We start from the raw sequence: 14,208 nt of genomic DNA, 5'->3' as shown, positions 1-14,208 counted from the left end.
TAAAAAATGGCAAAAAATAATTTAATTGGCGGATCTATTTGGGATGAGTATTCTCAAAAAGTACAAGATAGAATGAATAACCCTCAACATATGGGCGAATTTACACAAGAAGATGCACAAAAAGCAAATGCAAAACTTATTATTGCAGATTTTGGAGCTGAAAGCTGTGGTGATGCGGTTAGGCTTTATTGGCTAGTGGATGAAAAAACAGATAAAATCATTGATGCTAAATTTAAAAGCTTTGGCTGTGGAACAGCAATAGCAAGTAGTGATACTATGGTTGATCTTTGCATAGGTAAAACCGTGGATGAAGCTGTTAAAATTACAAATTTAGATGTTGAATTTGCTATGAGAGATAATCCGCAAACTCCTGCGGTTCCACCTCAAAAAATGCACTGTTCGGTTATGGCTTATGATGTTATCAAACAAGCGGCGGCACATTATAAAGGAGTCAATCCTGAAGACTTTGAAGATCAAATTATAGTTTGTGAATGTGCTAGGGTAAGCCTTGGAACTATCAAAGAAGTAATTAAACTAAATGATTTACATACAGTAGAAGAAATCACACAATTTACAAAAGCAGGAGCTTTTTGTAAATCTTGTGTTAAGCCCGGAGGACATGAGAAAAAAGATTATTACCTTGTAGATATTTTAGCTGAAACTAGAGCCGAAATGGAAAGAGAAAGATTAAAAGATCAAAGTAAAGCAGATATTGCTTTTGATGATATGACCATGGTTAAACAATTAAAAGCAGTAGAGGCTGTTTTAGATAGCGATGTGCGTCCGATGCTACACGGAGATGGTGGGGATTTGGAAGTAATTGATATACAAAAAAGTGAAAGTAAAAATATAGATGTATATATACGCTATCTTGGAGCTTGCAGTGGTTGCTCAAGCGGAAGTGGCGCAACTTTATATGCCATAGAAAATATCTTACAAGAAGAACTTAGTCCAAATATACGCGTTATACCTGTTTAAGCAGTTTTTCTGCTTAAACTTTTAAATTTCAAGCCTTTTTATGTTAAAATAACGCATTAATTAAAAATTTAAAAAGGCTATTTATATGCAAAGACTTCAAACCTTTGTTAAAAGCGAAACTTTTCCGGGTGTTTTGCTAATATTTTTCACTTTACTTGCATTAATTTTACAAAACAGCTCTTTAACAGATCAATACACCAACTTTTTAAATATTCCTTTTGGGTTTCAAGCAGGAAGTTTAGAAATTTTCAAACCTTTGCTTTTATGGATTAATGATGGACTTATTGCGATTTTTTTCTTTGCAATAGGACTTGAATTAAAATATGAAGTAACAAGAGGACAGCTAAATAGTATAAAAGCTATATCTTTACCTGTATTTGCTGCACTTGGTGGTATGATAGTACCTGCATTGATTTTTGCATTTTTTAATTATAAAGATGCTTTTGCTTTACAAGGTTGGGCTATACCAACAGCGACTGATGTGGCTTTTGCAGTAGGAATTTTAATGCTTTTAGGTAAAAAAGTACCTACTTCATTAAAATTATTCTTGCTTTCTTTGGCTATTTTTGATGATTTGGGTGCGATTATTGTGATTGCTTTATTTTACACAAGCGAGCTTTCAGTATTTGCTATGATCGCTGCTTTGGTATGTATATTAGCACTTTATTTATTAAATCATTTTCATGTTACTAAAAAATCCTTTTATATCATTATAGCTATAGTATTTTGGATAAGCATGCTAAAAAGTGGAGTGCATGCAACTTTAGCGGGTGTGATTACTGCTTTGTTCATACCACTTGAAACAAAAAATGGAAAATCTTTTTTAAAAGAAATCGAACATGATTTAGTGCCTTGGGTAAGTTATTTTATTTTACCTATTTTTGCCTTTGCAAATGCAGGTGTTGATTTAAAAGATATGGATCCAAGCTTTATGTTTTCTTCGGTTAGCTTAGGTATTATTTTAGGTTTATTTTTAGGAAAACAAATAGGTGTCTTTTTATTTTCATATATTAGTATAAAACTAGGCTTAGCAAAACTTCCACAAAATGTTAATTTCAAACAGCTCTATGGGGTTTGCATACTCACAGGTATAGGTTTTACCATGAGCTTTTTTATAGATGGCTTAGCTTATCAAAATAGTGATATTTTTGCATATTCAGATAAGCTTGCTATTTTAATAGCCTCTTTGTTAAGCGCTGTGATTGGCTATGTTTATTTAAAACTCATTTATAGTTTCAAAAAATGAAATTTAAAAACCTCCAAAGCTTTTTATCTCTTGAAATTTTAGGAGGATTGTTGCTTTTAATAGCAACAATCTTTGCTTTATTACTCAAAAATAGCCCTTATGGACAACACTATATGAATTTTTTAAGTGTAGAAATGGGTATAAAAATAGGAGCTTGGGAGCTTTTTAAACCTTCTTTGTTATGGATTAATGATGGGCTGATTGCAATTTTTTTCTTTGCAATAGGACTTGAATTAAAAAAAGAATTTGTTCAAGGAGAATTTAAAACTCTTAGCAATATTACGCTACCCTTAATAGCTGCTATAGGTGGTATAGTAGTACCTGCTTTGATATTTTGTGCTATTAATTTTAATGATACTTATGTTTTAAAAGGTTGGGCTATACCAACAGCAACTGACACTGCATTTGCTCTAGTTATACTTGCAATGCTAAAACAACGTATACCAAGCTCTTTAAAAATATTTTTAGTTTCTTTGGCGATTTTTGATGATGTAGGAGCTATTTTAATCATTGCTATTTTTTATACAGGTGAGCTTTCAACTTTGGCTTTTTTTGTTGCCTTTTGCTGCATTGTTGGCTTGTTTTTACTTAATCGCTTAGGTAATGAAAGAAAATCATTTTATTATATACTTGGTGCTCTGCTTTGGCTTAGTGTATTAAAAAGCGGAGTACATGCGACTTTAGCAGGTATTATTACTGCTTTATTCATTCCTGTATATACAAAAAACAATCATGCTTTATTAGAAGAAATTGAGCATGGGTTAAAATTTTGGATAGCTTTTATAATATTGCCACTTTTTGCTTTTGCAAACGCAGGAGTTGATCTTTCTAAAATAGAATTTCATATGCTTTTTAGTGGTGTAAGTATGGGTATATTTTTGGGACTTTTTATTGGAAAACAACTAGGTGTATTTGGCTTTGCCTATATGGCGATTAAATTCAAACTTGCAAAACTACCAAAAGATGCAAATTTTAAACAACTCTATGGAGTTTGTATACTCACAGGTATAGGTTTTACCATGAGCTTTTTTATAGATGCCCTTGCTTATGAAGTGAGTGATATATTTAATTTTGTAGATAACTTTGCAATCTTACTAGCCTCATTAGCTTCTGGTATATTTGGCTATTTTTACCTGCGTTTTATTAAATAATTAAGCTTTTTTTAAATTAAATAAGATATAATTTCATTTCTTATTTAATGTTTTGGCCCATTCGTCTAGCGGTTAGGACATCGCCCTTTCACGGCGGTAACACGAGTTCGAGTCTCGTATGGGTCACCACTCTTTTAACTCCTAAATAAAAATAGTATAAACAATAATTTTAATATTTAAGCTTAATATAAATTTAATATATCAAATAAATATTCTAAAATAGAATATAAATAAATATTGCTTACTAGCAGAGCTCGCAGGGATTTTATAAAAATATTATAAATAACAAAACTGCATTTTAAAATCTAAAAGATAAAATTAGTTTTCTTTATTTTCTCCATCCTTAAAAGAAAATATAGGCAAACTTAAACCATAATATATAGCCAAAAGTCTTGCTATGGTTCCTACAATCAATGAAGCAAGAATTACCCATAATTCATCTATGCCTAAAATATGCAATATATAATACAAAGCTCCTGTTAATATGGCCACACCTGCATAAATTTCTTTTTGAAATACAAGTGGTATCCTAGCACATAATATATCTCTTAATATCCCACCAAATACACCTGTAATCACAGCTGAACTCACAGCCACTATAAAACCATACCCCATTTCTATTGCAATTTGTGCACCTAAAACACTAAAAACAACCAAACCTATAGCATCTAAAATTAAAAAAAGTTTTTCAAGTCTTATAACATATTTAGCAATTTTTGTTGTAATCATAGCCGCAACACAAATCAAAATGACATATTCAGGAGTTTTAATCCAAGTTAATGGATGATGATCAAGTAAAATATCTCTGATAGAACCTCCACCAATAGCTGTTACCAAAGCTATAAATATCACTCCAAAAAGATCCATTTTATGTCTTCCTGCAGCAATAGCCCCCGTCATTGCATCAACAGTAATTCCGATAATATAAAGTATAGTTAAAAGCATAATGAGTTAAAACCCTTGTTAAACAAGGGTTAATTTTTACTTACAATATCAATGATATTTTGAGCTACTTTTTTAGCAATAGGCTCAACAAATTCAGCAGGAGAAGTAAATCCTACGCAAGAGCAGTTAATCTCACCTAAAACATATTTATCTTTACCATCTTCATCTGTATCTAAGATAAAATCCGCTGTCCAAATTAAAGGAATATCGTAATTTCCAAGTTTTGAACGAATTTCTGGTAAAGTTGCTAAAAACCAATCTACCAATTCTTGCCAATCTTTTGGCTCATCATATCTATATTTTGCACCTGAAAAAAGTGTAGCAGAGAATGCATCAGCACCTTCTGCAGGCTTTTTATGCACTACATAAATTGGAGTATGATAAAGCATTAAAATTCTAATTTCACCTTCTTTAATACGCGGTAAAAAAGTCATATCTACAAGCATACCATTATCACCCACAATGTATTGCTCACAAAAATCCATAAATTCACCAAGCTCTCTTTCTTCTGTATGATTGTCTTTTGCTTCTGTGCATTTGATTTTTGCATTTAATGGCACACTTGTAGCCCCCGCTGGCAGTTCATCTATTAATCTCACACGCCAAATTCCCTCGCCTGTTGAACCACGATTTTGCTTCAAAACCCTCTCGCCTTTTGCTAAGGTTTTTACAAAACTTTCTTTAAAAGTTTTAATATCATAATACGCATAAGTATCTTCAGGCACTAAAGCTGTTTTATTAAGCTTAGTAAGTGCATCTTTAGCACCATATCCTATCATCGCATCGGGATGAGGCATACCTATAACACCATTTGCACAAAGTTTTCTTAACATATCAAAGTATTCATTTTCTTCTTTTAAATTCCCTGGATTAATTCTAGAAACATAAGCATCAGCATTATTTTTTACATATTCATAAATTTTGTCTTTTTTTTCAACTTCAAAAAAGATAACCTCAGCGTTCCAACCTTGCTCTTTTAAAGCATTTACCATAGGCATAGTGTCTTTTCTATGGCCATCTTCACCTTTATCGCTACCACCTCTAACTTCAAAAAATACGATATTTTTTTTCATATTACTCCCTTTTTAAAGATATTTTATCATCATATCAAAATAAGTATTAAATTTTTATTTATTTTTTCCATAAATACATTGTAAATTTTGCAAATTTGAACTTGCATTTAAAAGCAAAGCATCAGCCATGCATATAGCTACCATAGCATTTACTACAACACTACCTCTTATACCCACACAAGGATCATGTCTACCTTTTAACTCATACATGATATTTTTTCCTTGAATATTTTGTGTTTGCTGGGGTAAAAATATAGAAGGGGTTGGTTTAAAATATGTTTTTATATTGATAAAATTTCCATTAGAAATTCCACCCAATATACCTCCGCTATGATTACTTAAAAATACTCCATCTTTTAACTCATCATTATTTTCGCTTCCATACATATAACTACTTTGAATGCCACTTCCTATTTCTACAGCCTTAACTGCATTTACACCCATAATCGCATGAGCAAGTTTAGAATCAAGCTTATCATACAAAGGCTCACCTAAGCCTATGATAGGGTTTTTCACTCTAGTAAAAACTCTTGCGCCTACGCTATTTTTAGCATTTTTAGCCTTTAAAATTTCATCTTTAAAGTTTTGCTCTAAATTTTTATCTAAAGCATAAACTTCACTATTTTTAGCATAATTAAAATCGAACTCATCATTACTAAGTTTGCTATCAATACTTCCTACCCCAAAAACTCCACTCACTATCTCTATGTCAAATTCTTTTAAAAGCATTTGTGCCACAGCTCCTGCTGCCACTCTTGCTACACTTTCTCTAGCGCTAGCTCTTCCACCACCTCTATAATCTCTAATGCCGTATTTGTGATAATAAGTAAAATCAGCATGTGCAGGACGAAACACATCTTTTTCATAATCTTTTGAGCGTGTATTTTCATTATACACCAATACACTTATAGGAGTTCCTGTTGTATAACCCTCAAAAACCCCACTTAAAACTTGAGCTTTATCTTCTTCTTTTCTAGGAGTGCTAAATTTATTTTGACCTGGTTTTCTTTTATCTAACATTTCTTGCAAAAAATCAAAGTCAAACTTCACCCCTGCTGGCATACCATCTATCACACAACCTATAACTTGACCATGAGATTCGCCAAAACTTGTAAATTTAAATCTTTTTCCAAAGCTATTCATAGTTTTCCTAATTTTTCAAGTGCTATTTTGGCACATTGTTGTTGGGCTTCTTTTTTACTACCTGCTATAGATCTTGCTACTTCTATACCTTGAATTTTTACTGCAATTTCAAATTGCTTTTTATGATCAGGTCCAAAAGCTTTCATCACTACATACTCGGGTGTGCCTGCCATATTTGCTTGTGTAATTTCTTGAAGTCTTGTTTTATAGTCTTTAAATAAACTTTGTGTATCAATATGTGGATAAACTTCATTGAGTAAATTTAATGCTATGTTTTTAGTTTTTTCAAAACCTATTTCTAAATACAAAGCTCCCATTAAAGCTTCAAAGGCATCAGAAAGTATAGAAGGTTTATTGCGTCCATCATTATTTTCTTCTGCAATAGACATAAAAATACATGTTCCAAGATCAAGTTTTTGTGCTAAGGTTGCAAAAGATTTTTCATTTACCAAAGCTGCCCTAAGCTTAGAAAGGTTTCCTTCTGAGTCTTTTTGGAATTTAAAAAACAAAAACTCCCCTACTACTAAATCCATTACAGCATCACCCAAAAACTCTAATCTTTCATTATTATAAGGCTTTTTATAGCTTTTATGTGTCAAAGCTTCGATGAGCAATTGCTCATTTTTAAAATGATAACTTAATCTTTCTTGGAGTTTTTTAAGCATTTATCAACCTTTCTTCTTGGAGTTTCAAAGCTGCATTTCTTGCTAGTTCATCACAACGCTCATTTAATTCATGGCCATTATGTGCTTTGATCCAAAAAGCAGTTATTTTATGATCTTTAGCAACATTTAAATACTCTTTCCAAAGATCAATATTTTTTTTACCTTTAAAATCTTTTTTTATCCAACCTTCAAGCCATTCATTAATACTTTGCACCATTAAATTTGAATCTGTGTATAATTTTACCTCGCATGGCTCTTTTAAAGCTTTCAAAGCTTGTATAATAGCCATTAACTCCATACGATTATTTGTTGTATTCTCACATGCCCCACTTTGTTCTTTTTGATGATTTTTATAAGTTAAAACATAAGCCCACCCTCCAAAACCAGGGTTATTTAAACACGAGCCGTCTGTATAAATTTCAATATTTTTCAAGCTTTTACCTCATAATAAATCTCACATTTTCCAAATTCATAACAAAATGGACAATGATAAAAAAACAAAGGACTTTGATTTTTGCAATTATTACACACATAAGTAAAGCTAAGATTAGCACTTAGCTTATTATCATTTAAAATTTTTAAAATTTTTAGTTTATGATTTTTAATAGAAATAGCTTTGGTACTTAAATTTTTTGCATAAAAAAACTCATGGTATTTTTCATCTTCAAGATTAAGTGGGCTTTTACATTCATTAAGTAAATCAATGACATTTTCAAATTGAGGCATTTGAGTAAGCTTATCTTTATAATGCAAAAAACAAAATCTTAAAACATACTCATTATCTTTGCTAAAAATTAAAATTTCTTTAATCTTTTGCTTTTGCTCTTTAGAACTTGCTTGAATTTTTAAAGCCTTTATCAAAGCTTTTTCTGCATATATATTTTCTCCAAGCTCAAATAAACATTCTAAAACATCTAAAACCTTATCATAATCTTTAAGTTTTAAATACACAATTTTTAAAAGTTTTAAGCTTTCTTTATTGCGTGCTTTGATTTTTAAAGCATTTAACAAAGCTTCTACACTACGCTCTAAAAATCCTGCTTTTAGATAAACTTGTGCTAATGAAAAAAAGATAAATTCTTTCTGGTTAGCCTCATTTGTCTTTTGCAAAGCTATGAGATAAATTCCCACAGCTTTTTCAAATTCACCACTTTTGGTAAAAATTTGAGCTAGGAAATTTAAATTTTCTATACTTAAATTGGCATTTTTTAAAATCTGCTGATGGGTAGAATTGATTTCAAATTTTTTTACAAAACGATCAAGCTTGCTTTTTTGATCTTTGCTTGCAAAAAACCGCCATATATAATGTGAGCTAGCAACGATAAAAATCAAAGCCGTCAAAACAATAAGACCGAATAAAGGATCGCGGTATTCTACAAAGAAAAAATCCATAATCTTGCAACTTAACTTTCAAATTTATAACAATTATAGCTAAATGCTTATATAATTTTCTTTAAGGTTTAAATATGATAGAACAAGCAAGTATAGAACAACTTTTACAAAAAACAGATATTGTTGATATTATAGCTCATTATGTTGAAGTAAAAAAACAAGGTTCAGGCTATGTATGCGTTTGTCCTTTCCATGATGATAAAAATCCTAGCATGCATATTAATTCTATTAAAGGATTTTATCATTGTTTTGCATGTAAAGCTGGGGGCAATGTTTTTAAATTTGTAATGGATTATGAGAAATTAAATTTTGTTGAAGCGGTAGAAAAGGTTGCTTCGTGGAGTAATTTTTCACTTACTTACACCTCACAAAAACAAGACAATAAAAAATCTATCACTCACATCTTACCTACTCTTAATGCTTTTTATAAGCAAAACTTAGCTAAAAACAAAGAAGCTTTAACTTATCTTTATAAAAGAGGTTTAAATGATGAGGATATTAGAACCTTTGAGCTAGGCTTTGCACCAAGTTCTAATGAAACACTAAGACTTTTACAAAATGAGCAAATCACTCAAGAAGAAGCCTTAGAGGTTGGCGCAATAAAACAAAATGAAAATGGTGCTTATGCAAGTTTTATCAACCGCATTACTTTTAGTATTTATGATCATAAAAATTTACTCATAGGCTTTGGTGGTAGAACTTTAGATGAAGCAAATATGGCAAAATATGTTAATTCACCTCAAAGCAAACTTTTTGATAAATCACGCGTTTTTTATGCACTCAATTTAGCAAAAGATACCATTTACAAACAAAAAGAAATGATAATTTGTGAAGGTTATATGGACGCCATAGCCTTTCATAAGGCAGGATTTAAAAATGCTGTAGCAGTTTTAGGAACAGCTTTAGGTGAAAATCACATACCTTTGATAAAAAGATTAGAGGCGAGAGTGATTTTGTGCTTTGATAATGATAATGCAGGACTTAATGCTGCCGTGCGTTCAGCACATTTACTAAGTTTAGCAAAAATTGATGGAAAAGTAGTTTTAATAGAAGGCGGGAAAGATCCGGCTGAACTAGTGGCCGCTCATCAAGAAAAATTGCTTTTTAATATTTTAGAAAAAGGTATAGAACTTGGAGAATTTTATATAAGAAATTTGATCACAAATTTTGATTTAAGCTCAGCACTTAGTAAGCAAAAGGCTTTAGAAGAGGTACAAAAATACACTTTTAACCTTGAACCTTTAATAGCAAATTCCTACACTACCTTAGTAGCAAATCTTTTGGGTGTAAATGTTAATGATATAAAACTTTCTAAAAATACTAGACAAAATATAAATTTTTTTACTCCTACAAAACAAAATAAAATCAACAACATAAGCGAGTTGGAGCTTTTGAAATTTTTATATGAAAATCAAAAAGCCATAGGACTTTTTAAACTTTTAAGTGCAAAAGAATATTTCTTACATCAAGATATTGCTAAGGCTATTTTAGAACAAAAAGACTTTAATGATCCTAGCATAAGAGAACTTTATGAGATCGAAAATATTAAAATTTTAAACAATTTAGAAGAATTTTTATATGCTATTTGCAAAATTAATTTTGCTCATTTTAACAAATTAAAAAACTTAAATTTAAAACAAGCCTTTAAAAAGCAAATTTATAATTTGCTCAATCAAAATTTAGAAAAAATCAAAAAAAACTATCAAAATGATGAAAATTTTTTTAATCATTTAATGGAAGTTTTAAAAAATGTCCAATTTTTAGATGATGAGGGAAGTTTAGAATTATTTTTAAGTAGATTACAAAAAAATATAAAAGATAAAAAAGCAATTCATTATAACTTTGAAGAAGAAGTTTTTTAAATAAAAACTTACATAAAAATTAAAAAATATTCACTACAATATGCCAAAAATTTCGAAAGGAAAAAATGAAAGCATTAGCACTTTTTAGTGGTGGTCTTGATTCTATGCTTGCTATAAAACTTATAAGCTCTCAAGGCATAGAGGTAAAAGCTTTAAATATCAATATAGGCTTTGGTAGCACAAGCGATAAAAGCGAACTCATGGCAAAACGCGCTGCTATGGCAGGGGCTAGTTTTGAAATGATAGATGTAAGAAATGCATATTTGCAAGAAGTTTTATTTAATCCTCAATATGGTTATGGAAAACATTTTAACCCTTGTATAGATTGTCATGCTTTTATGTTTAAAACCGCTCTTTCTATGTTAAAAGATGAAAACGCAAGTTTTATCATCACAGGAGAAGTAGTTGGTCAACGCCCTATGAGTCAAAGAAATGATGCTATGGCTAAGGTTAAAAAACTAGCACTTGATGAAGAAGATTTAATCTTGCGTCCAATGTGTGCTAAAAATTTACCTTTAACCAAACCTGAGCGTGAGGGTTGGGTTGATAGAGAAAAGTTAGAAAACATCAGCGGAAGAAGTAGAAAAAGACAACTTGAACTAGCTGCCAAATTTGGTTTTGAAGATTTTGAAAGTCCGGGTGGTGGATGTTTACTCACACTTGAGAGTTTTTCAAATAAAATCAAAGATTTTATTAAATTTGATAAAAATATGCAAGTTAATGATGCACAACTTTTAAAATATGGACGCCACTTAAGACTTCCAAATGGCTCTAAAATGATAGTAGGTAGAAATGAGCTAGAAAATCAATTTTTAAAAGAATTAAAAACTCAAAAATATGAAGAATTAAAACTCTTTGATTTAATCGGTGCTTATTCTTTGGTAGATGAAAATATCAATCCACAAGATCTTGAACTTGCTCTAAGCATAGCACTAACTTATGCTAAAACTCAAAATAATACAAAATACAAAATAGGTTTTAAAGATAAAATTTTCCAAAGTATGGCTTTTGAAGATAAAAATAAAATTCAAGAGTATTTTATAAATTAAACTACCCTTAAAAAGGGTAGTTTTTTTAGAATTTCTTTCTTCTAACTTCTGCTACAATATCAGCCGACATAGAATCAACTTCATTTGCTACAGAATTAGTTGCATGTGCAATTTGTGAGTTTTCTTTAGTTAAACCATCTATTACTGAAACAGATTGATTAATTTGTGAAATTCCTAAAGCTTGTTCTTTAATACTCTCACCCATTTCATTAATAGATTGAACTAAGATATTAGTATTAGCTTCAATCTCACCTAAAGACTTTTGAGTTCTTTCTGCTAAGTTTCTAACTTCATCAGCAACAACAGCAAAGCCACGACCATGTTCTCCTGCACGAGCTGCTTCAATAGCTGCATTTAATGCAAGTAGATTAATTTGATCAGCAATATCTCTAATAACATCAGTTACATCTTTAATATCGCTACTTTGTTTAATAACCTCTTCAGTTCTTGCTGCTACTGCGTTCATAGAAGCACTCATTTCTTCAACAGCAGCTGCGCTTTCTTGTAAAGAATCAGCTTGTTTTTGTGCGCCATCATTAAGCTTTAAAACACTCTCTTTTAAAGCATCAGCTTTAGTTTGAAGCATTTCCCCTTGTTTTAATGAAGCTTGAAGTATTTTTCTTATTTCTTCTCCGACTGCATTAAGCGATTTTTCTATCTCACCATCAGCATACTCAAGTTTATCTGAAAAATCAAGATTTTTAAAACTTTTAAAAACTCTTTCTATTTCATTTAAATCTTTACCAATTTTCATTTGCATATCATCAAGCATTTTATTTAATACTTCTTTTAATTCCACAAGTTTTGGATTAACAGGATTTGCTTTTATTCTTTGAGTAAAATGTCCTTTTTCTATATCACAAGATACTTCTAAGATATTTTGCACAGTTATGTCATCTTTTTCTAAACAAGTATGTATATATTGAACATTATCATTAATCATTAATGCCATTTTTCCAAGTTCATCATTATATCTAGGAATTAAAACCTCAACGGTTGGAAGCTCATGATTTAAGTATCTAAAAAATTTCATTAAATGATCTTGAAGTCTTTGTACTCTTATAGAAACTATTCTTTTTACTGAAGTACCAATCACAACTACTATAACAATTATCGCTATAATAGAATTAATCAAAATAATATTTCTTAAATCCACAATAGAAGCATATACAGATTCATTTGGGACAATAGCCAACATAGCCCAATAAATTCCCGTATTTGGCCATATTTCAAATACTCTTATAGCACCATGATATTCACTACCATCATCTGCTTTATAATCAATAGCTCCTGCATGGATAGTTTTTTGTGCTTCTATTATATGAGCTGTATTTTTATTAACCTCTGTAATCTTTTTTGTAACAAATTCAGCATTTGGATGCGTAGCTATAACACCATTACTTGCTATTAAAATCCTTCTTGCTCCTTGATAAATAGATCTTGAAGAATCATTTAAAAAATCAGCCGTAGGTTTAAGATCAAAAAGCATACCAACAACACCTATAGCCTTTCCTTTTTTATCTGCAATAGGTGCAGCTACATGAACACCTAGAAATTTATTTCCATGTATGTTATACCATCTTGGTTCTCCAAAATATAACTTACCCCCCCCCATCAAATTTTTTATAGCATTCGTTTTAGCAATCTCTTCACTTGCTGCTAAAGTTTGCATACCGCCAGCATTGTTAATATCTACATCTCTCATTAACACCATAAATTCATTATTATTTGAAAAATATTTTACATCAACACCCAAATTTTTATATGCAGTTCCGTCTTTTAAATAATAATAACCATAAGCTATATCTCCATTTGCATCAATGGCTTCTCCAAGGATATTTTCTATCCTTTTTGGGTTTATAGCACCTTCTGAAATAAGATTGTTTAAAGTTCTTTGTGTACCAATAGTACTGACGAATAAAGACCTAATGCTCGCTTCAGCTTGATTTCCATAACGATGCACAGAAGCTGTGAGTGTATTTTCTATTTGTGTATTTAAAATAGCTGTGGATCTGTTTATAATCAAAAAAGATAAAATACTTAAGATTAAAACAACCGTTATAATAGCTATTGCAACTATTTTAGCACCAAGACTCCAATTACGCATTTTTTCTCCTTTAGTTAATAAATTATAAATTTTTATAATTATAAAAACTTTTCATTAAATAAAAATTAAAATTTATTAAAATATTAAATATTTTATAAACAATAAAAATTATCAAGTTAAAGCTAAAGAATTGAGTAGTTTTTACAAAGAAAAGAAGTTGAAGATTTATTTAAATGGATGAATGAAAATACCAAATCACCTCGTTGGCTGAGCGTAAATGGAATAGATTATGATGAAGCTTATGTTAAAATTTTTCACACAAGCAAAAGCATAGATGAGTTTAAAGAAAAATACCTTGAGCTTCAAAATACATACTTTGTTGATTTTAGCAAAAAGATTAATAAACCTCAGGAAACTTTAGAAAAAGACAAAGAAAAATCTTTCAAACCTATACAAGGTGAAAGTAAAAATAAAGAAACCTACAAAGATGATAATACAAAAATGAACTTATAAAAAACTTTTAAAAAATAAATTTAGCACAAGAGAAGAATTAGAAATTCTTTTTGGTATGAAATTTAATGACGATGTGGGAGAATTTAATCAATTTCTTTCTCAAAATATCACTCCAAAAATTATAGATATTAAAGTTTAAAAATA

11 protein-coding genes, 1 tRNA gene and 3 pseudogenes are annotated in these 14,208 nt (G+C 30.3%); 7 read left to right on the top strand and 8 right to left on the bottom strand.

Annotation, left to right across the window (positions count from 1 at the left end):
* Positions 1 to 6 precede the first annotated feature (6 nt).
* The 4 genes from L8X28_RS04800 (at position 7) to L8X28_RS04785 (ending at position 3,504) form a co-directional block, all read left to right on the top strand.
* Positions 7 to 978 (top strand): iron-sulfur cluster assembly scaffold protein, encoded by a 972-nt coding sequence (locus tag L8X28_RS04800; protein ID WP_220566466.1) that lies wholly within the window; start codon positions 7 to 9, stop codon positions 976 to 978.
* A gap of 85 nt (positions 979 to 1,063) precedes the next feature.
* A complete protein-coding gene (gene nhaA, locus L8X28_RS04795; protein ID WP_263665682.1) occupies positions 1,064 to 2,224 on the top strand; it encodes a Na+/H+ antiporter NhaA in 1,161 nt (386 codons plus the stop codon).
* Positions 2,221 to 3,375, top strand: a complete 1,155-nt coding sequence (gene nhaA / locus L8X28_RS04790; RefSeq protein ID WP_263665681.1) for a Na+/H+ antiporter NhaA — start codon at positions 2,221 to 2,223, stop codon at positions 3,373 to 3,375. Before nhaA (L8X28_RS04795) ends, nhaA (L8X28_RS04790) begins: the two co-directional genes overlap by 4 nt.
* Positions 3,376 to 3,429: 54 nt before the next feature.
* Positions 3,430 to 3,504, top strand: a tRNA-Glu gene (locus L8X28_RS04785).
* 189 nt (positions 3,505 to 3,693) lie between these two features.
* On the opposite strand, the gene L8X28_RS04780 is transcribed toward L8X28_RS04785, so the two are convergent.
* From L8X28_RS04780 to L8X28_RS04755, 6 genes are read right to left on the bottom strand one after another with little or no spacing between them, the layout of a single operon-like run.
* Positions 3,694 to 4,320, bottom strand: coding sequence for a trimeric intracellular cation channel family protein (locus L8X28_RS04780; protein WP_263665680.1), 627 nt, complete (start codon positions 4,318 to 4,320; stop codon positions 3,694 to 3,696).
* A gap of 29 nt (positions 4,321 to 4,349) precedes the next feature.
* A complete protein-coding gene (locus L8X28_RS04775; protein WP_263665679.1) occupies positions 4,350 to 5,393 on the bottom strand; it encodes a Cj0069 family protein in 1,044 nt (347 codons plus the stop codon).
* A 54-nt stretch (positions 5,394 to 5,447) separates the two neighbouring features.
* On the bottom strand, positions 5,448 to 6,536 hold the full coding sequence (gene aroC / locus L8X28_RS04770) for a chorismate synthase (RefSeq protein WP_263665678.1): 1,089 nt from the start codon (positions 6,534 to 6,536) through the stop codon (positions 5,448 to 5,450).
* Positions 6,533 to 7,201: a ribonuclease III gene (gene rnc, locus L8X28_RS04765; RefSeq protein WP_263659574.1), complete on the bottom strand. Its 669-nt coding sequence runs from the start codon at positions 7,199 to 7,201 to the stop codon at positions 6,533 to 6,535. Before rnc ends, aroC begins: the two co-directional genes overlap by 4 nt.
* Positions 7,194 to 7,634 (bottom strand): ribonuclease HI, encoded by a 441-nt coding sequence (gene rnhA, locus L8X28_RS04760; protein WP_263660658.1) that lies wholly within the window; start codon positions 7,632 to 7,634, stop codon positions 7,194 to 7,196. Before rnhA ends, rnc begins: the two co-directional genes overlap by 8 nt.
* Positions 7,631 to 8,593: a hypothetical protein gene (locus L8X28_RS04755; RefSeq protein WP_263665677.1), complete on the bottom strand. Its 963-nt coding sequence runs from the start codon at positions 8,591 to 8,593 to the stop codon at positions 7,631 to 7,633. Before L8X28_RS04755 ends, rnhA begins: the two co-directional genes overlap by 4 nt.
* Before the next feature lie 74 nt (positions 8,594 to 8,667).
* Here L8X28_RS04755 and dnaG point away from each other — a divergent pair, with 74 nt between their 5' ends.
* Positions 8,668 to 10,455 carry a DNA primase gene (dnaG, locus tag L8X28_RS04750; RefSeq protein WP_263661618.1) on the top strand — a complete coding sequence of 596 codons (1,788 nt, stop codon included), beginning with the start codon at positions 8,668 to 8,670 and terminating at the stop codon, positions 10,453 to 10,455.
* Positions 10,456 to 10,520: 65 nt separating this feature from the next.
* Positions 10,521 to 11,504 (top strand): MnmA/TRMU family protein, encoded by a 984-nt coding sequence (locus tag L8X28_RS04745; protein ID WP_133319009.1) that lies wholly within the window; start codon positions 10,521 to 10,523, stop codon positions 11,502 to 11,504.
* A gap of 25 nt (positions 11,505 to 11,529) precedes the next feature.
* Here the strand turns inward: L8X28_RS04745 and L8X28_RS08435 are convergent.
* A pseudogene (locus L8X28_RS08435) lies at positions 11,530 to 11,910 on the bottom strand (methyl-accepting chemotaxis protein); the annotation flags it as partial.
* Positions 11,911 to 12,987: 1,077 nt separating this feature from the next.
* A pseudogene (locus L8X28_RS08430) lies at positions 12,988 to 13,611 on the bottom strand (hypothetical protein); the annotation flags it as partial.
* A 372-nt stretch (positions 13,612 to 13,983) separates the two neighbouring features.
* Between L8X28_RS08430 and L8X28_RS08425 the strand changes: the two are divergent.
* A pseudogene (locus L8X28_RS08425) lies at positions 13,984 to 14,203 on the top strand (hypothetical protein); the annotation flags it as partial.
* Between the last annotated feature and the right edge of the window lie 5 nt (positions 14,204 to 14,208).

It is taken from the genome of Campylobacter sp. CNRCH_2016_0050h (assembly GCF_025772605.1).
Lineage (GTDB): Bacteria > Campylobacterota > Campylobacteria > Campylobacterales > Campylobacteraceae > Campylobacter_D > Campylobacter_D lari_D.
This window is presented reverse-complemented; position numbering and strand designations above follow the sequence as displayed.

Coding starts and splice junctions, on each gene's coding strand:
- L8X28_RS04800 (WP_220566466.1), top strand. CDS start 7: ATGGCAAAAAATAATTTAATTGGCGGATCTATTTGGGATGAGTATTCT.
- nhaA (WP_263665682.1), top strand. CDS start 1,064: ATGCAAAGACTTCAAACCTTTGTTAAAAGCGAAACTTTTCCGGGTGTT.
- nhaA (WP_263665681.1), top strand. CDS start 2,221: ATGAAATTTAAAAACCTCCAAAGCTTTTTATCTCTTGAAATTTTAGGA.
- L8X28_RS04780 (WP_263665680.1), bottom strand. CDS start 4,320: ATGCTTTTAACTATACTTTATATTATCGGAATTACTGTTGATGCAATG.
- L8X28_RS04775 (WP_263665679.1), bottom strand. CDS start 5,393: ATGAAAAAAAATATCGTATTTTTTGAAGTTAGAGGTGGTAGCGATAAA.
- aroC (WP_263665678.1), bottom strand. CDS start 6,536: ATGAATAGCTTTGGAAAAAGATTTAAATTTACAAGTTTTGGCGAATCT.
- rnc (WP_263659574.1), bottom strand. CDS start 7,201: ATGCTTAAAAAACTCCAAGAAAGATTAAGTTATCATTTTAAAAATGAG.
- L8X28_RS04755 (WP_263665677.1), bottom strand. CDS start 8,593: ATGGATTTTTTCTTTGTAGAATACCGCGATCCTTTATTCGGTCTTATT.
- dnaG (WP_263661618.1), top strand. CDS start 8,668: ATGATAGAACAAGCAAGTATAGAACAACTTTTACAAAAAACAGATATT.
- L8X28_RS04745 (WP_133319009.1), top strand. CDS start 10,521: ATGAAAGCATTAGCACTTTTTAGTGGTGGTCTTGATTCTATGCTTGCT.